Origin of the sequence: Bradyrhizobium sp. CB82, from assembly GCF_029714405.1 — a bacterium.
Taxonomy (GTDB): Bacteria; Pseudomonadota; Alphaproteobacteria; order Rhizobiales; family Xanthobacteraceae; genus Bradyrhizobium.
Genome location: NZ_CP121650.1, coordinates 3,418,383 through 3,434,042 on the forward strand (window position 1 = coordinate 3,418,383; position 15,660 = coordinate 3,434,042).

17 protein-coding genes, 1 pseudogene and 1 riboswitch are annotated in these 15,660 nt (G+C 63.5%); of the genes and pseudogenes, 9 read left to right on the forward strand and 9 right to left on the reverse strand.

The genetic code is table 11. From position 1 onward, the window contains the following. Positions 1–386 precede the first annotated feature (386 nt). Positions 387–503: pseudogene (locus QA640_RS16300) on the forward strand (carboxymuconolactone decarboxylase family protein); the annotation flags it as partial. A gap of 102 nt (positions 504–605) precedes the next feature. Here the strand turns inward: QA640_RS16300 and QA640_RS16305 are convergent. Then, positions 606–932, reverse strand: coding sequence for a hypothetical protein (locus QA640_RS16305; RefSeq protein WP_283041619.1), 327 nt, complete (start codon positions 930–932; stop codon positions 606–608). 143 nt (positions 933–1,075) lie between these two features. Then, entirely contained in the window at positions 1,076–1,480 is a 405-nt protein-coding gene (locus QA640_RS16310) for a hypothetical protein (protein WP_283041620.1), read from the reverse strand. Between the two features lie 145 nt (positions 1,481–1,625). On the opposite strand from QA640_RS16310, the gene QA640_RS16315 reads away from it, so the two are divergent. After that, a complete protein-coding gene (locus QA640_RS16315) occupies positions 1,626–1,856 on the forward strand; it encodes a hypothetical protein (protein WP_283041621.1) in 231 nt (76 codons plus the stop codon). A gap of 58 nt (positions 1,857–1,914) precedes the next feature. Beyond that, complete coding sequence (locus QA640_RS16320) at positions 1,915–3,924, forward strand: pyrroloquinoline quinone-dependent dehydrogenase (RefSeq protein WP_283042809.1); 2,010 nt, start codon at positions 1,915–1,917, stop codon at positions 3,922–3,924. 50 nt (positions 3,925–3,974) lie between these two features. Here the strand turns inward: QA640_RS16320 and QA640_RS16325 are convergent, their stop codons facing one another. Both QA640_RS16325 and QA640_RS16330 read right to left on the reverse strand, forming a co-directional pair. Further along, entirely contained in the window at positions 3,975–4,217 is a 243-nt protein-coding gene (locus QA640_RS16325; RefSeq protein ID WP_283041622.1) for a PilZ domain-containing protein, read from the reverse strand. A gap of 296 nt (positions 4,218–4,513) precedes the next feature. Further along, positions 4,514–4,978, reverse strand: a complete 465-nt coding sequence (locus QA640_RS16330) for a PaaI family thioesterase (RefSeq protein WP_283041623.1) — start codon at positions 4,976–4,978, stop codon at positions 4,514–4,516. Between the two features lie 353 nt (positions 4,979–5,331). Between QA640_RS16330 and QA640_RS16335 the strand changes: the two genes are divergently transcribed. The 3 genes from QA640_RS16335 to QA640_RS16345 all read left to right on the forward strand — a co-directional run bounded on the left by QA640_RS16335 (position 5,332) and on the right by QA640_RS16345 (position 6,539). Next, positions 5,332–5,622 (forward strand): hypothetical protein, encoded by a 291-nt coding sequence (locus tag QA640_RS16335; protein WP_283041624.1) that lies wholly within the window; start codon positions 5,332–5,334, stop codon positions 5,620–5,622. 80 nt (positions 5,623–5,702) lie between these two features. Then, positions 5,703–5,933, forward strand: coding sequence for a hypothetical protein (locus QA640_RS16340; protein ID WP_027526271.1), 231 nt, complete (start codon positions 5,703–5,705; stop codon positions 5,931–5,933). A 255-nt stretch (positions 5,934–6,188) separates the two neighbouring features. Next, positions 6,189–6,539 carry a hypothetical protein gene (locus tag QA640_RS16345; protein WP_283041625.1) on the forward strand — a complete coding sequence of 117 codons (351 nt, stop codon included), beginning with the start codon at positions 6,189–6,191 and terminating at the stop codon, positions 6,537–6,539. A 137-nt stretch (positions 6,540–6,676) separates the two neighbouring features. Here QA640_RS16345 and QA640_RS16350 read toward each other — a convergent pair whose 3' ends face one another. After that, entirely contained in the window at positions 6,677–6,910 is a 234-nt protein-coding gene (locus QA640_RS16350; protein WP_283041626.1) for a hypothetical protein, read from the reverse strand. 183 nt (positions 6,911–7,093) lie between these two features. Continuing rightward, a complete protein-coding gene (locus QA640_RS16355) occupies positions 7,094–7,282 on the reverse strand; it encodes a hypothetical protein (protein ID WP_283041627.1) in 189 nt (62 codons plus the stop codon). Between the two features lie 287 nt (positions 7,283–7,569). Here QA640_RS16355 and QA640_RS16360 point away from each other — a divergent pair, with 287 nt between their 5' ends. The 3 genes from QA640_RS16360 (at position 7,570) to recA (ending at position 10,745) form a co-directional block, all read left to right on the forward strand. After that, positions 7,570–7,740: a hypothetical protein gene (locus tag QA640_RS16360; RefSeq protein WP_283041628.1), complete on the forward strand. Its 171-nt coding sequence runs from the start codon at positions 7,570–7,572 to the stop codon at positions 7,738–7,740. A 543-nt stretch (positions 7,741–8,283) separates the two neighbouring features. Continuing rightward, a complete protein-coding gene (locus QA640_RS16365) occupies positions 8,284–8,493 on the forward strand; it encodes a DUF2798 domain-containing protein (protein WP_283041629.1) in 210 nt (69 codons plus the stop codon). A 1,163-nt stretch (positions 8,494–9,656) separates the two neighbouring features. After that, positions 9,657–10,745 (forward strand): recombinase RecA, encoded by a 1,089-nt coding sequence (gene recA, locus QA640_RS16370; protein WP_027527840.1) that lies wholly within the window; start codon positions 9,657–9,659, stop codon positions 10,743–10,745. Between the two features lie 90 nt (positions 10,746–10,835). Here recA and gcvP read toward each other — a convergent pair whose 3' ends face one another. Genes gcvP through gcvT form a run of 3 tightly spaced genes read right to left on the reverse strand, consistent with a single transcriptional unit; the run spans position 10,836 to position 15,263 of the window. After that, a complete protein-coding gene (gene gcvP, locus QA640_RS16375) occupies positions 10,836–13,718 on the reverse strand; it encodes an aminomethyl-transferring glycine dehydrogenase (RefSeq protein ID WP_283041630.1) in 2,883 nt (960 codons plus the stop codon). Between the two features lie 17 nt (positions 13,719–13,735). Continuing rightward, entirely contained in the window at positions 13,736–14,104 is a 369-nt protein-coding gene (gcvH, locus tag QA640_RS16380; protein ID WP_283041631.1) for a glycine cleavage system protein GcvH, read from the reverse strand. Between the two features lie 10 nt (positions 14,105–14,114). Further along, a complete protein-coding gene (gcvT, locus tag QA640_RS16385; protein WP_283041632.1) occupies positions 14,115–15,263 on the reverse strand; it encodes a glycine cleavage system aminomethyltransferase GcvT in 1,149 nt (382 codons plus the stop codon). Between the two features lie 145 nt (positions 15,264–15,408). Continuing rightward, a riboswitch (glycine riboswitch) is annotated at positions 15,409–15,497 on the reverse strand. Positions 15,498–15,660 lie beyond the last annotated feature (163 nt).

Here is a 15,660-nt window from a genome sequence, read left to right on the forward strand (position 1 = left end):
CGTTGGCGCGAGCCGCCAATTCGAACGGTAGTGTTAACGATCCGTTGACCATCCGGCGCAGTCCGCCGGATGTCGCCTCGTTACTGGTCGGCCGGCACAAAATGGTCGCGCGTGCTTGCGCTTTCGCCATTGGCGCGATCCGTGATCCTGATCTCGATACCCACCGCCGTCTGCGGAACGCGGACCGGATCGACCTGCACCGACATCCTGACTTCGCGGGTCTGGTCCTGTCCGACCTCGACGGCCAGCTTGCATGGTGGCGGTGAGAATGCCGATCCAGAGATAGGCGATGAAGGGTGCCTGGAACGTGGCGAGATCTTCACCAGCGTCGGCGCATCGGCGAAATAGAGCACCCAGGCGCTGCCGGTCCACCTGGCGATCATGATCTCGCGCAGGCCGCGACGCGGGATGGCGCGCTCGACAAGAAAACCAAGGAGCTGATTGCGCTCGCGCTCGGCGTTGCCGCGCATTGTGACGGCTGTATCGGCTTTCACACCGAGGCGCCTCGCGCCAGCAGCAGACGGTTGCTGCCTGAGACCGTTTTACGAGAGGGGGACCGCACGGCCATCGCCATGCGGTCCCCTCGATCTCCAGGCTGGATGGAACTACCAGCGATCGTCGCCGACACCCACGCCGACACTGACGCCCGGCGCGCGAATGCCGACGCCCGCGCGCGGTTCGTCCCAGTCGCGATAGGTGCGTCGCTCATAGTAACGGTCGCGCGGCATGTAGCCGTAGGAATCGCGGACGATCACGCGCGCGCCGTTATGGGTGCGCCAGCAGCGGCCGGCGTCGTCGCAGACGAGGCGCACCTGCTGCACGAGATCGGGATTGGTGTATTCGCTGGTCGTGTAGATATCGGCAGCCTTCGCGGCTCCCGTCGCGGCCAGGGCCCCGACGCCCGCCAGCAGTCCAATCATCGTTGTCCGCATCAGTCTCCTCCGTGGCAACTGCCCTCGGGGTGACAAGAATGGGGGCGCGCATTCGTTCCGGGGGCCTTTGCGGGTTTTTCCCCTGAACATGACTGATGTTCCCGGGAACTCCTCTTGTCCGGGCGGAAGACGGGCCGTTCCCCCTAAATCGGCTCATAGGTTTCGGATCCGCAGATGTCGTCGGCTTCTGCGCGGCGCCGGTCGACGACCTTGTCGGCGCTGATGGTCACGATGTAGGTCTGGGTGCCGAGCGCGGTGCCGGTTGCCGATGTGAGCTGCGCGCGCACGCAGGACGTCCACCCCAGCCCGCGGACCTCGTGATGGGGCGGGGCGACCTGCACCTCGCGCGGATATGACGCCGCCGTGAAAACAACCTCCAGCTGCTCGCGAACGATCTTCTTGACGTCGGGCGGGGGTTCGGGAGGTGGCCGCTCGGCGTCTTTCATGCGCATGAACTCGGGCACCGGCGCGCGGCTGTCAGCAAAGCCGCACGCGCCGAGCGCCAGCGCGCCAGCGAGCAGTGCCGCATGAGCAATGATTCGTAGCATCCGTGAAGATCCCCTGCGCAACCACAAATAGGTGCGAACGCGGCCGATCGAAGTCCCTACCGATCAATATTTGCTGAGCGGGAGCGGGGATTTGCCAATAAGGCAATGCAGGTTAGGCTGATACGCCAGGTGGGGGGATTGACGCATGAGGATTGTTGTCGTCGCGGTGACAGTGCTCGCGGTCGTTGCCGCGCCTGCGCAGGCCCAAATGGGCGGCCGACGCCACGGCAATGACGGTCCCAAGACCGAGAAGAAGGCCCCCGAGGTTGACGAGAAGGCGTACAAGGCCGCCCTCGAGCGCATTCCTGATCCCAAGGAGAAATACGACCCGTGGGGCGGCGCGCGCCAGTCCGAGCCCGCCAGGAAGCCGAAATAGTGCCGGACCTGCGCCTATGATCCGCCTGCGCCGACCAGGCGGCTTGCTCGCCATCCTGATGCTCGCGACTGCACCGGCGTTCGGTTCGGATGCCGGCTGGAACGCGGGCTGGAGTTCTTGGGGCGGCGATCCCGGCGGTCTAAAGTTCTCGACGCTGAACGAGATCACGCCCGACAATGTCGGCAATCTCGTTCGCGCCTTCGAATATCACACCGGCGATCTCGTCACGCGTCCGCCCGAGGTGATGAAGCGCACGAAATTCGAAGCGACGCCGCTGTTCGTCGAGGACAGCCTGATCTTCTGCTCGCCCTTCAACGAGGTGATCGCGCTCGATCCCGGTACGGGTGCCGAGAAGTGGCGCTACAATCCGAAAATCAGCACCGACTATCGCCCCGCAAACCGCTTCGTCTGCCGCGGCGTCAGCTATTGGGTCGATGACCAGGCGCCGGCGGATGCTTCGTGCCGCGCCCGCATCTTCACGGGCACCAACGATGCCCGCCTGATCGCGCTCGACGCGAAGACCGGAATTCCCTGTGCCGGTTTCGGTGACAAGGGCGAGGTCAGAATCGACGTCGGCATGAAGCTGGAATGGCCCGGCGAATTCCAGATCACCTCGCCGCCCGCGGTCGGGCGCGGCGTCGTCGTGGTGGGTTCTGCGATCGGCGACAACCGGCGCGTCAACGCGCCGGCGGGCACTGTGCGCGCCTTCGACGCGCGCAGCGGCCAGCCGCGCTGGAGCTTTGAGCCTCTGAAGCGTGACCGCATCGAGGCCGGTCACGCCAATGTCTGGGCACCGATGTCGGTGGACGAGGCACGCGGACTGGTGTTCTTGCCGACGACTTCGCCCTCGCCGGATTTCTGGGGCGGCAAACGTCCCGGCAACAACGAGCACGCCAATTCGGTCGTCGCTCTGCGCATCGAGACCGGCGAGCTCGCATGGTCGTTCCAGATCGTGCATCATGATCTCTGGGATTACGATCTGCCGGCGCAGCCGACGCTCGCGCGCATCGATACCGGCGAAGGTCAGCGCGACGTCGTGATCCAGCCGACGAAGCACGGGTTCGTCTTCGTGCTCGACCGCGACAACGGCGAGCCGGTGTGGCCGGTCGAGGAGCGCAGCGTTCCGCAAAGCGCGGCCGAGGGCGAAAAACTGTCGCCGACGCAGCCGTTCCCGACCCATGTGCCGGCGCTGACGCAGCAGACGATCTCGGCGGACGATACTTTCTCGCTGATCCCCGGCATGGGCTCCGCCTGCAAACAGCAGTTCGCAACGGCACACAATGAGGGCCTGTTCACGCCGCCCTCGACGCAAGGTACGCTGGAGTTTCCGTTCACCGGCGGCGGCGTGAACTGGGGCAGCGCGGCGTTCGATCCAGTCAACCAGATCCTCTATGCCAACACCAGCCGGGTTGCGCACCTCATCAAGCTGATCCCGCGTGCGGATGCGGCCGGCTTCAACCCGCCGCCGGGCCATGATTTCGGCCAGCAGAATGGCGCGCCTTTTGCGATGTCGCGTTCAGTGGTGATGTCCCCGATGGGGCTGATCTGCGTCAAGCCGCCATGGGGCGAGATGGTCGCGGTCGACCTCAAGGCCGGCAAGATCCTCTGGCGCTCCACGGTCGGCACCACCGAGGATCTCGCGCCGCTCGGCCTGCCGTTTCCGTGGGGCACGCCGCTCGTCAATGGCGTCGCGATCACTGCGGGCGGTCTCGTCTTCACCGGCGCGATGGATGCTTATCTGCGCGCCTTCGATGCGCGCAGCGGACGCGAGCTGTGGCAGGGCCGGCTGCCTGTGCCCGGCGTTGCCAATCCCATGACTTATCTCTGGAAGGGCGAGCAATATGTCGCGATCGGCGCCGGCGGCCACTCGGAGGGCGGCACGTCGATCGGCGATAGCGTGGTCGCGTTCCGCCTGGCGCCGGCAGGGGAATCGCCCTCGTTGTTGTCGCGCACGCTCGATCGTCCCGGCGGCCGGTTCTGGGCTGCGGTCGCCGTGCTTGTGCTCGTGACGATCGCGCTCGTCATCGCCGGCTTCCGCTGGCGCGTGAGTCGCCGCAGGACGGTCTAGTCGCCTGGCAAAAGGCGCATCTTTGCGAACCGCGGTTCACAGCCTGTGCGTTACTGTTCGAAGGCAAGACCGAGGCGTTTGTCGTTGCGCCACACGGTGCGGCACTTGCGCACGAACTGATCGCTGGAGATCGACAGGGTGAACGACGGCGGTAGCAAAACGCGGCCGTCGAGGTCGATTGCAGCGCCTCCGCTCGACAAATTGCGAACCATGCAGGCAACGCCGCGGCTTTCAAACGAGATCGTCGCACCCTTGAAAACCCGATGTCGCTGCGCTGCACGCTTCTCGATCATGTTCGTTAATCCAAAAAACTCAGAGTACGTAAATTACGGCACAGAAATTACATCGAACTAAATTCAATATACGTCGTACTTGCGGGGCGCTTCATACTTCGTTTACGACAGTGCGCGGCGGGCGCGTGCGCTTCCCGCGGCCTCGCAAGGAGGCTGATCAATTATGGCGCGGCCGCGTTAGCGCAAGGTGCGAACGGTTTCCCCTCGCGACAAAATGCGGAACGCGTTTGCGCGGAGATGATGCTCAAAGAACCAACCCAAAGTGCGATGACGAGTCATCCCGACCTCATTGCGCTTTAGCCCGGCAGCATCGCAAACGCGCTCGAGACCATCGCCACCGGCTTGTGGTCGATGGCGGACAACAGCGTGACGCGACCGAAGCTCATGGTGCGTCCGAGCCGCACCACCTTCGCATCAGCCAAGACGTCCGATGATGAGACCGCGCGCATGAAGTGCGTGGTCTGGTCGACGGTCGTCATCGGCCGGTAGCCGCGGTTGGCGGCGAGGATCGCGATCACCATGGAGGTGTCGGCGAGCGCCATCAGGGCCTGGCCGCAGACCACGCCGCCGCTGCGGCACAGCCGCTCCGAGAACGCCATGCGCAGCACCGCACCTGGCTGCCAATCCTGATCGTTCGGAGGCGGTTCGTGGTCGATGCGCTCGACCGACAGGCCGAGATCCTGAACCCAAGGCGCGAACACGTCGCCAAGCACGCGCCTTGCCTCCTCGATGCCGAATTCTGTCGTTGGCTGCGTTGGCATGAATTCCGTTTCCCGCTGTTGCCCGATGTTTCGGCCATTCTGCCCGGTTTGGACCGGCAAAGTCACCTCGTTCCCCGGCGCCCCTCCTTGGCTTGAAAATGCCCGACTTCGGCCCCTATGATGCGGCGCTTTCCGAACAGGGTGGATGATGTTGCGACGATTTGTCTTGGTGTTTTGCTTGGGCCTGGTCGGCCTTGCGCTGGGCGGGTGCACCAAATGCGGACCGATCTGGGACGATTGGCTGCAATCGCCCAAATCCTGCAGATTGGACCGTTTCTAGCGGGTCGCACGGGCATGCGGCGTCACGGCTGACGACGCGCCGGACCGACCATCGATGACTAAGGAGTGACGTGATGAAGGTTTCCCGTGTGGCGGCGCTGCTGGCGGTGCTTGCCGGGCCGGTTTACGCGCAAAATGCAATGCCCCACATCAATATGATGGAGGATGCGCCAGGCAAGACCGATGACGAGAAGGCGGCCGACGCTGAGCGCGACCAGCGCTACAAGGAGACGCTGAAGAAGATTCCGGACGCCAAGGCGGCCAACGATCCCTGGGGCGGCATGCGCGCCGATCCCCCCAAGGCTGCCGCGCCAAAAGCCTCTGCTGCGACCAAGAAGACCAAGACCGCTCCAACCGCCAATTGACCGTCCCTGTCCGCCGGACTCCTCTTCGCTCTCCGGTGTCCCTATATTCAAGGGGGCGGTAGGGGTGAAGGAGCTGCGACATGGTATTTCGCCCGCGGGATCTTGCCGACCGGATGGCGCGCCGGCGCAAGGCGGGCGACGGCTATTTGCGCGAGACCTTCACATTGCCGCGCGAGGCGGCGAGGGCGAAGGCGCAGGCCTTCTTCGCCCGCTATCCCAAGGCCGGCTATATGAGTGAGGTCGAAAGCTGGCGCGAACTGCCTGGCGGCGACATCGAGTTCACGATGCGGAGGCTGCCGAGCGCCGACTAGATCGCGATGAGATTGGGAACAATCGTCATCACGTCTCAGGTTGTTGTTTGAGCATGATCTCTGCGCAAACGCGCTCCGCGTTTGTCGCAAGGGAAAACCGCTTCGCAGCTTGCCCCGACGCGGCCCTTCGGGACGGGATCATGGTCCAGGGCCGCCCGCTTTGGACCGACCTTCAGCTTGCAGCAACTTTTAGTCTTTTTCGGAAACCCCGTTCAAAGCTTTGCGGTTTAGGCTCTCCTCTCCCAGGGGAGAGCCATGGCCCGGCACCGCAAAGACCTCGGCGCCCGCAGACATGTGCGGGTCGATCTCTATAGGCCCGGATTTCTGATTCCTGCGCCCGATGCGCCGTGGATCGAATGCACGATCGTCGATGTCTCCGACGACGGCGTTTCCATCGACGTCGGTGCGCTGCCGGTACCGAAAGTGTTCGGCCTGTCGTTCACGACCGGCGGCGAGGTGATCCGCATCTGCATGCTGACCTGGCGCAATGGCGAACACGTCGGGGCGCGCTTCGTTCGCGCCAGCGATTTGCGGCGGAAGCGCCAGCGCGAGGCGGCCAGCGAGGCGGCCGGGAAGCCCGAGGGCAGGGCGACCAGACGCGGCTGACCTTGGCGACTAAAGCGCGATGAGATTAGGATGAATCGTCATCGCGCTTTAGGTTGTTGTTTGCGCACGATCTCCGCCCAAACGCGTTCCGCGTTTGTCGCGAGGGAAAACCGCTTCACACTTTTCCGGATCATGCTCTAATCAAAGGATTCCGCGACGATCCGAATCCGGAAGACGGGTTGCTTGGCCTCGTCCAGGAGCTCCATGTGCCATTCGGAATTCTCTTGCAGCTTGCGGGCGATACCGGCGGCCATGTCGGCGCAGACATGGGTCATTTCCTTCCATGCGGCATCGCGGTCGGAAAATTCGGAGGCCTGCTCGGATGAGCCCGAATAGCGCCCGTTCCGGATCCGGAAGAAATAGAGCGGCATGGCTGGCACCGATCGCGTAATGGCCGCGTCCCGAGGCCATGTAGGCGCGCAGTGCAATCCCAAACCGCAGGTAGATCAACTCCGGAACTCTACGGGATTCGTCAGCAGCAAAGTTTTATAGACAATGCTTATTACCCCGCAGCCACACGGGCACGGCGGATCTCGCTGACAAGGGCGACCAGCTCAAGCCGTCTTGCGATCCATGGCCTTGAGTTCCCGGTCGATGCGCAGTTGCACGCGACGGATGGCAAGGAGATCGATCCTGGTCTCGGTCTTGCCGGTCTTGACCGTTTCACCGATACGGAATTGCCACTGCCAGACGCCTTGTATCGCCGTCTTGGCCACAGTGAACTCGATGCCCCTGTGATTCATGGCCTACCTCCACGATTCACCGTTGGTTAACATAACATGTTGAACGTCATAATATTCCCCCGGTGCATCAAATTTGCCGCTAAGCCATGGATAATGCAAACAAATCCTTCCGTACGGTGCGAAACCCGGCGATGAGGTGTTGCGAAATATGCTGGCCTCGAATGGTGCAACGCAAAATTTCGGCAGGGCTAAGGGAACCAGCCGGCCGACCGTGCATTGGCTCGGCAAGGATTTATCCAAAACCATTCGGCTCAACACCCGGCGACCCGGCAACGCGTTCGGATTCCATGAAACTGATCGTCGACCTCCTCAAGTGGGTCTGGCAACGCGACCGGGCCGAGACAAACGGCTACAATCTGCGCGCAAGCGAAGGGGACGATCGTTCGAGCATGGCAGATTTTGTGCGCATCCTTCAGATGCACGACCGGGACGGTGGGCGGACCAACTATCCGAATTGACCGGGTGCGGCGGCCGGGGCAGGAACTTTGTTCATGGCCGGAGAACCACGGGTTCCGCGAGCGACATGTCAACGAACGACATGCGGCATGAACGCCCATTGCAATGTTTGAACACACATGACACCGCTAGGTTTCACGATATGGTACCTGACTTGACCTCGTAAGAAACTCGACCTCGTAAAGTGGGCTGGCTTCGGAATCTCATGTTGCGCTGGGCTGCGCGAAACTTTTCGCTGGTCTGTCCGCATTGCAGGCAGCCGGCATCGCCTGCCGTCTTCGGGCGCGGGCGTTACAGCCTCGGCGAGGAGAGGCTAGCTTGCGAGCGATGCGGCGAGACGAGCCAGATCACCTTCTGGCGCTTCGAGGGACTGTCGAAACTGCCGCCGCCTGGCTGCGGCGGCGAGCCATCCGCCGGGCCGCCGCTAGCACCCGGATCGCCTCGCGGGGCGAGATGAGGCCGCGGCAAGTGCCTTGCTTCGCCCGTGTCGGGTCGAAAGACAAAAGCGCCTCTTGCTCGGCATTTCCGGTTGCTACAGCCATTTCATGTTCGGCGCGATCCACCGCCCGACTTGCCTGATCGCCGCCGCCGCCATTGCGAGCCTGCCCGCAACCGCGGTGCCCGACGTCCTCAAACACTGGCTACTGTCCTGGCTGATCTCCTGGGCCGCGATGCTGCCTGTCGTGGCGGCGGCCGCGATCAGATCCTTCTCGGTGCAGCGGACGCGCAAAACCGCTTCACACTTTTCCGGATGATGCTGATTGCGGGACAGCGAACAAAAAAAGCCCCGCCGGGGAGAGCCGGGCGGGGCAGAAGGTTATTGGAGGCTGAGGTGCTGGGCTGCAACACCGTAGCCAAGCAAAGTTAACCCGCGCAGCTTACAAGGAGCTTACAGGCAGAAGTGGGCGATTGACTCTTCAAGCCCAGATTGCGGCTGGGTCGCCTTGCCATCTCAAGGACGAATCCCGTCCCAATTCCGACACCCACTCGCAGAAATTACGACACAGCGATTGAGGAGACTCTGCGAGTTCGGCGACGCCATGGGGGAACGTGGCCCGCCGATCAGGGGGTGGCATATGGATAACGTAGAGCGATCATTCGCCGCTGCGACGGCGATGGGTTTTGTCGTGTTGGTCGTGGGGCTCATTCTGCTGGCCGTGCTGTAGGCCGGCACGCGCGGAGAGACAGAGGCCGCTAAAGCGCGATGAGACTGGGATGAATCGTCATCGCGCTTTAGAGGTTGTTGTTTGTGCATGATCTCCGCGCAAACGCGTTTCCGCGCTTGTCGCGAGGGAAAACCGCTTCACACTTTTCCGGATCATGCTTTAGGCGGTGCGGCCTTGCTCGCCGCCGTCCTCAGTTTTGGACCATGAGAGCGAGCGACATTGCGGCGGCCTGCCAGCCCCTTCAGTCGTGGTCTTGGGAGCACGAGACTGGTGGCCGGATCGAAAGTTTGTCAGCGACAGCGCAATCCTGAAGACAGCCGAAGACATCTTTCCACCGTTCCTCGATCGGCGCCCGGCGATAAACGGGCTAAAAGGCTGTCGAAATCACCTTGGCGTCACGTGGATCACAATTGGCCCGGCTCCTTTGCATGGGGTTGTTTTCACGGATTTTGGTGTGAACCCGAAACCGTCTCCACCCTGAGCGGTTCGGCGCCCCGCCGGGATGGCACCAATTGCCCACCTCTTACGCCTAATCCATCTGGTGGATGAACAGGTTGTGGCAGCTGACGAACAAATTAGGACACTGCCGAATTCAAATTAGTACACAGAGGGTTAAATGCGGACAGTACCGTCGAAGCGCAAAAGAACATATTGCGAACCTGGAACAAACGGTGTACGTTACTTTTATCGCCGACCTGCTTCGCCAACCGTTTGTCGCGACGCCGAATCCCCGCCATAAGGAGCACGACCAAATGTCCGCTACTGCCCTGCGTATCGTCGAAGGATCTTCCATGGACAAGAGTAAAGCCTTGGCTGCCGCGCTCTCTCAGATCGAGCGCCAGTTCGGCAAGGGCTCGGTGATGAAGCTCGGCAAAAGCGACCGTTCGATGGACATCGAGGCGGTGTCGTCCGGCTCGCTCGGGCTTGATATCGCGCTCGGCATCGGCGGCCTGCCCAAGGGGCGCATCGTCGAGATCTACGGGCCGGAATCCTCAGGCAAAACGACGCTGGCACTGCACACGGTGGCGGAAGCGCAGAAGAAGGGCGGCATCTGCGCCTTCATCGACGCGGAGCACGCGCTCGATCCGGTCTATGCGCGCAAGCTCGGCGTCAACATCGACGACCTCCTGATCTCCCAGCCCGATACCGGCGAGCAGGCGCTGGAAATCTGCGACACGCTGGTGCGTTCGGGCGCGGTGGACGTGATGGTGATCGATTCGGTCGCGGCACTCGTGCCGAAGGCCGAACTCGAAGGCGAGATGGGGGAATCGCTGCCCGGTCTCCAGGCGCGGTTGATGAGCCAGGCGCTGCGCAAGCTGACGGCCTCCATCAACAAATCCAACACCATGGTGATCTTCATCAACCAGATCCGCATGAAGATCGGCGTGATGTACGGCTCGCCGGAAACCACGACCGGCGGTAACGCGCTGAAGTTCTACGCCTCGGTCCGCCTCGACATCCGTCGCATCGGCGCGATCAAGGAGCGCGACGAGGTCGTCGGCAACACCACGCGCGTGAAGGTGGTGAAGAACAAGCTGGCACCGCCCTTCAAGCAGGTCGAGTTCGACATCATGTACGGCGAGGGCGTGTCCAAGATGGGCGAAATCCTCGATCTCGGTGTCAAGGCCGGCATCGTCGAAAAGTCTGGCGCCTGGTTCTCCTATGACAGCCAGCGCCTCGGCCAGGGCCGCGAGAACTCCAAAGCGTTCCTGAAGGCCAACCCGGACGTCACCGCCAAGATCGAGACCGCGATCCGGCAAAACTCCGGCCTGATTGCCGAGCAAATTTTAGCTGGCAATCCCGAGCGCGACGCCGACGGCGAGGAGCCGACGGAGGAGTAGGGCTCGCGCAGGTAAAGTTTCGCGAGGAGCGGGCGCTGAGGACGTTGAGTTGCCGACGTCTTCGGCGCCCGTTTCGTTAAGCCGTTGGCCTCACTCCGCAGCCTGCGCGTAGTCGCTCACCGGCGGGCAGGTGCACACGAGGTTACGGTCGCCATAGACGTTGTCGACGCGGCCCACCGGGCACCAGTATTTGTCGGTGCGCGAGGTGCCGGCGGGGAAGCAACCTTCGCTGCGGCTGTAGGCGCGCTTCCAATCGTCATCGGCGATGTCGTGCACGGTGTGCGGCGCGTTGCGCAGCGGTGATGCCTCGATCTTGAAGCGGCCGCTCTCGACCTCGGCGATCTCCTTCCGGATCGCGATCATGGCGTCGCAGAAGCGATCGAGCTCGGCCTTTGATTCCGACTCGGTCGGCTCGATCATCAGCGTGCCCGGGACCGGGAAGCTCATAGTCGGAGCATGGAAGCCGTAGTCGATCAGGCGCTTGGCGATGTCGTCGACGGTGACGCCGCTCGTCGTTTTCAGCGGGCGCGGATCGATGATGCATTCGTGCGCGACGCGGCCCTTCGCGTTCTTGTAGAGCACTGGGAAATACGCATCCAAACGCGCCGCGACGTAGTTGGCGTTGAGGATTGCGATCTCGGTCGCGCGCTTCAAGCCTTCGCCGCCCATCATCAGGATGTAGATGTAGGAGATGGTCAGGATCGAGGCCGAGCCGAACGCTGCTGCCGACACCGGGCCAACCGCCGCGTCCGCGTGGGGCGCGGGATGACGAATCTCCGGATGACTTGGCAGGAACGGCGCAAGGTGCGCTTTTACGCCGATCGGGCCCATGCCCGGACCGCCGCCGCCATGCGGGATACAGAACGTCTTGTGCAAATTGAGGTGGCTGACATCGGCGCCGTAGTCGCCGGGCCGTGACAGGCCGACCTGCGCGTTCAGGTTTGCGCCGTCGAGATAGACCTGGCCGCCATGGCCATGCACGATGTCGCAGATCTCGCTGATGTGCTCCTCGAATACGCCATGCGTCGAGGGATAGGTGATCATCACCGCGGCGAGATCGTCCGAATGCTTTTCGGCCTTGGCGCGGAGGTCATTGACGTCGACGTCGCCATTCTTCTCGCAGGCGACGACCACCACCTCCATGCCGACCATCGCGGCGGAGGCCGGGTTGGTGCCGTGGGCGGAGGAGGGGATCAGGCACACCTTGCGATGGCTCTCGCCACGTGCCGCGTGATAGCCGCGGATCGCAAGCAGGCCGGCATATTCGCCTTGCGCGCCCGAATTCGGCTGGAGCGAGATCGCGTCGTAGCCGGTGATGTCGCACAGCCATTTTTCAAGCCGTGCGAACAGCGCATGATAGCCCACCGCCTGCCCGCGCGGGGCAAATGGATGCAGGCTGGAAAACTCCGGCCAGGTCAGCGGCATCATCTCGGTGGTCGCGTTGAGCTTCATGGTGCACGAGCCGAGCGGGATCATCGCGCGGTCGAGCGCGAGGTCGCGATCGCTGAGCTTGCGCATGTAGCGCAGCATCTCGGTTTCCGAGCGATGCGCATGGAACACCGGATGGGTGAGGAAGCCGGTGGTCCGCTTCAACGCCTCGGGCAGCGCCTCGCGCGTGGTCGCGTCGATCTCGGCATAAGCGAGCTTGCCTCCGAACGCGCGCCAGACCGCCTCGATGGTGGCCGGGGTCGTGGTCTCGTCCAGCGCGATGCGCAGGCCGTCGCTGCCGAGGCCGAGATTGATTGTCTCGGCCGTGGCGCGCGCGATGATCTCGTCACGCTTCGTACCAACGTCCACGCTGACTGTATCGAAGAAGTGTTCGGAACGTGGCGCGAAGCCGAGCTTGCGCAGACCCGCGGCCAGCACGGCGGTGCGGCGATGCACCATGCGTGCGATCTGCGAGAGGCCTTCAGGGCCATGATAGACCGCATACATCGAGGCGATCACGGCGAGCAGCACCTGCGCGGTGCAGATGTTGGAGGTCGCTTTCTCACGGCGGATATGCTGCTCGCGGGTCTGGAGCGCGAGGCGATAGGCGGGTGCACCACGCGAGTCCACGGACAGGCCGACGATGCGGCCGGGCAGCGACCGCTTCAGCGCATCGCGCACCGCCATGTAGGCTGCGTGCGGGCCGCCATAGCCCATCGGCACGCCAAAACGCTGTGCCGAGCCGATCGCGATATCTGCGCCGAGCTCGCCGGGCGAGGCCAGCAGCGTCAGCGCCAGCAGATCGGCGGCAACGATCGCAAGGGCGCCCTTGGCGCGCAGCGTCGCAATGGCCGGCCGCAGGTCGCGCACCGCGCCCGAGCTGCCGGGATATTGCAGCAGTGCACCAAGCACGTCTGTCTTGTCGAGATCACTGAGGGGATCGCCGACGATCAGGTTCCAGCCCAAGGGCTCTGCGCGGGTGCGCATCACCGCGAGCGTCTGCGGATGCACGTCCTTGTCGACGAAGAAGGCTTGCGCTTTCACCTGCGAGTGCCGCTCGGCGAGCGCCATGGCTTCGGCCGCGGCGGTCGCTTCATCGAGCAGCGAGGCGTTGGCGACGTCGAGCCCGGTGAGGTCGCAGATCATGGTCTGGAAGTTGAACAGCGCCTCCAGCCGGCCCTGGCTGATCTCGGGCTGGTAGGGCGTATACGCCGTGTACCAGGCCGGGTTTTCCAAAATGTTGCGCTGGATCACCGCGGGCAGGATGGTGCCGGAATAGCCTTGGCCGATCAGCGAGGTGAAGACCTGGTTTTGGGCTGCGAGCTCGGCCATGTGCGCGATCGCCTCGGTCTCGGTCAGGGGCTTGCCCAGATCGAGCGGAGATGCCTGCCGGATCGAGGCCGGCAGCGTCTCCGCCATCAGCGCATCGACGCTCTTGGCGCCGACCGTTTCGAGCATTGCGGTGACATCGCGCACTGAGGGGCCGATGTGGCGGCGAACGAAACTGGCGGCGGTTTCGCCGCTGGATTTACGGTGCGCGGTCATCGCTTGCTCCATCGTCCTTAAGCCGTGTGTGCCTTGTAGGCGGCTTCATCCATGAGGCCCCCGAGCTCGCTCTTGTCGGCAATTTTGATCTTGAAGAACCAGGCCTTGCCTGCGGCCTCCGAATTGACTAGCGCCGGCTCGTCGACGACCGCCTGGTTGACCTCGAGCACTTCGCCCGAGATCGGCGCATAGACGTCCGACGCCGCCTTCACGGACTCGACCACGGCCGCAGCTTCCGTCTTCTTCAGCGCGCGGCCGACCTTGGGCAGCTCGACGAACACGATGTCGCCGAGCTGCTGCTGGGCGTAATCGGTGATGCCGACGGTGGCGACGTCGCCGTCGATGGCGAGCCATTCATGGTCGGAGGTGTACAGCGTAGTGGTCATTGTCTCGTCCTCAGCGTTTGTAGGTGTTTTTCACGAAGGGCATGGCAGCGACTGCGAGCGGCAGGCGCTGGCCGCGCACCTCGGCGAAGAGCTTTGTGCCGAGCGCGCTCAGGCTCATGGGCACGTAGCCCATCGCCACCGGCGCGCTCAGGCTTGGGCCGAAACCGCCCGATGTGACCTTTCCAATGGGATCGCCGCCCGCGCTCTCGGCAAACAGCAGCGCGCCCTCGCGCACCGGGGCGCGGCCCTCGGCACGCAGGCCGACGCGGCGGCGGGATGCGCCGTGATCGAAGTGGGCGAGAATCTTTTCGGCGCCGGGAAAGCCGCCGGCGCGGGCGCCGCCGCTGCGGCGGCTCTTCTGCACCGACCACTCCAGCGCGGCCTCGACCGGCGTGGTGGCGGTGTCGATGTCGTGGCCGTAGAGGCAGAGCCCGGCTTCCAGCCGCAGGCTGTCGCGGGCCCCGAGACCGATCGGCAGCACGTCCGGATTGTCCAGCAGCATCTTGGCGAGGCGTTCGGCATCGGCAGCCGGAACCGAGATCTCGAAACCGTCCTCGCCGGTGTAGCCGGAGCGCGAGACGAAGCACCTGATGCCGGCGACCTCGTGCGGGCCGGCGTCCATGAACTTCATGGCCGGTGCCTCTGCACAAAGTTTCGCCAGCGCCGCTTCGGCCTTCGGACCCTGGAGCGCGATCAGCGCGCGGTCGTTCAGCGAATCGATGATGCAGTCATCGGAGAGATGCGCGCGCAGATGTGCCTCGTCCTCGGCCTTGCAGGCGGCATTGACGACCAGGAACAGGTGATCACCCAAATTGGCGACCATCAGATCGTCGAGAATGCCGCCGTCGAAATTGGTGAACTGAGCATAGCGCTGCCGCCCCTTGGCGATCGCCACGATATCCTGCGGCACCAGCCGCTCCAGCGCGCTGGCGGCGTCCTCGATCCTCCCGGATTTCGGCCGCAGCGCGATCTGGCCCATATGGGAGACGTCGAACAGGCCCGCTTTGCTGCGGGTATGGAGGTGCTCCTTCAGCACGCCGGCGGGGTACTGCACCGGCATCTCATAGCCCGCGAACGGCACCATCTTGCCGCCCACGGAGACATGGAGGTCGTAAAGAAGGGTACGTTTCAGGGAGTTCTTGTCGTCCGACGCAAGCATCACAGGGGCCCTCGCGGTTCCCGGGGAGAATTCCCCGAGGGAAACCAGTCGAAGCCCCATCTGTCGCTGTGCCTGAGAGTATTATCCCGTCGGCGGGTGCCACCCGGGCTTCAATGCCCGTCGGCGCCTCTTTCCAGATGCTGTCAAAGCCACACGGTCCCTTTGCCTGAGAGTTTCCGGGGCGGTTGCTCCTTCGGCGCCGGCAACAAAGCCGGTCTCTCCCGACGTGGCCGTACGTTACATGTAGGTACAGAACACAGGCTGGCCAAGGCTGTCAACGCGGCCGCAATGTCTATCAACGGCCTATTGCGCGGCTGCGGCAACCCTCTGATCTCTCTGCACAGTTTCTGGACAGGGCAGCTCACCTTGTCTAAAAGCGCTATCGCCCGCAGATATC

What these genes read in the sequence shown, in the direction of transcription:
- QA640_RS16305 (WP_283041619.1), bottom strand. Translation starts at nt 932, where the DNA reads ATGCGGACAACGATGATTGGACTGCTGGCGGGCGTCGGGGCCCTGGCC.
- QA640_RS16310 (WP_283041620.1), bottom strand. Translation starts at nt 1,480, where the DNA reads ATGCTACGAATCATTGCTCATGCGGCACTGCTCGCTGGCGCGCTGGCG.
- QA640_RS16315 (WP_283041621.1), top strand. Translation starts at nt 1,626, where the DNA reads ATGAGGATTGTTGTCGTCGCGGTGACAGTGCTCGCGGTCGTTGCCGCG.
- QA640_RS16320 (WP_283042809.1), top strand. Translation starts at nt 1,915, where the DNA reads ATGCTCGCGACTGCACCGGCGTTCGGTTCGGATGCCGGCTGGAACGCG.
- QA640_RS16325 (WP_283041622.1), bottom strand. Translation starts at nt 4,217, where the DNA reads ATGATCGAGAAGCGTGCAGCGCAGCGACATCGGGTTTTCAAGGGTGCG.
- QA640_RS16330 (WP_283041623.1), bottom strand. Translation starts at nt 4,978, where the DNA reads ATGCCAACGCAGCCAACGACAGAATTCGGCATCGAGGAGGCAAGGCGC.
- QA640_RS16335 (WP_283041624.1), top strand. Translation starts at nt 5,332, where the DNA reads ATGAAGGTTTCCCGTGTGGCGGCGCTGCTGGCGGTGCTTGCCGGGCCG.
- QA640_RS16340 (WP_027526271.1), top strand. Translation starts at nt 5,703, where the DNA reads ATGGTATTTCGCCCGCGGGATCTTGCCGACCGGATGGCGCGCCGGCGC.
- QA640_RS16345 (WP_283041625.1), top strand. Translation starts at nt 6,189, where the DNA reads ATGGCCCGGCACCGCAAAGACCTCGGCGCCCGCAGACATGTGCGGGTC.
- QA640_RS16350 (WP_283041626.1), bottom strand. Translation starts at nt 6,910, where the DNA reads ATGCCGCTCTATTTCTTCCGGATCCGGAACGGGCGCTATTCGGGCTCA.
- QA640_RS16355 (WP_283041627.1), bottom strand. Translation starts at nt 7,282, where the DNA reads ATGAATCACAGGGGCATCGAGTTCACTGTGGCCAAGACGGCGATACAA.
- QA640_RS16360 (WP_283041628.1), top strand. Translation starts at nt 7,570, where the DNA reads ATGAAACTGATCGTCGACCTCCTCAAGTGGGTCTGGCAACGCGACCGG.
- QA640_RS16365 (WP_283041629.1), top strand. Translation starts at nt 8,284, where the DNA reads ATGTTCGGCGCGATCCACCGCCCGACTTGCCTGATCGCCGCCGCCGCC.
- recA (WP_027527840.1), top strand. Translation starts at nt 9,657, where the DNA reads ATGTCCGCTACTGCCCTGCGTATCGTCGAAGGATCTTCCATGGACAAG.
- gcvP (WP_283041630.1), bottom strand. Translation starts at nt 13,718, where the DNA reads ATGACCGCGCACCGTAAATCCAGCGGCGAAACCGCCGCCAGTTTCGTT.
- gcvH (WP_283041631.1), bottom strand. Translation starts at nt 14,104, where the DNA reads ATGACCACTACGCTGTACACCTCCGACCATGAATGGCTCGCCATCGAC.
- gcvT (WP_283041632.1), bottom strand. Translation starts at nt 15,263, where the DNA reads ATGCTTGCGTCGGACGACAAGAACTCCCTGAAACGTACCCTTCTTTAC.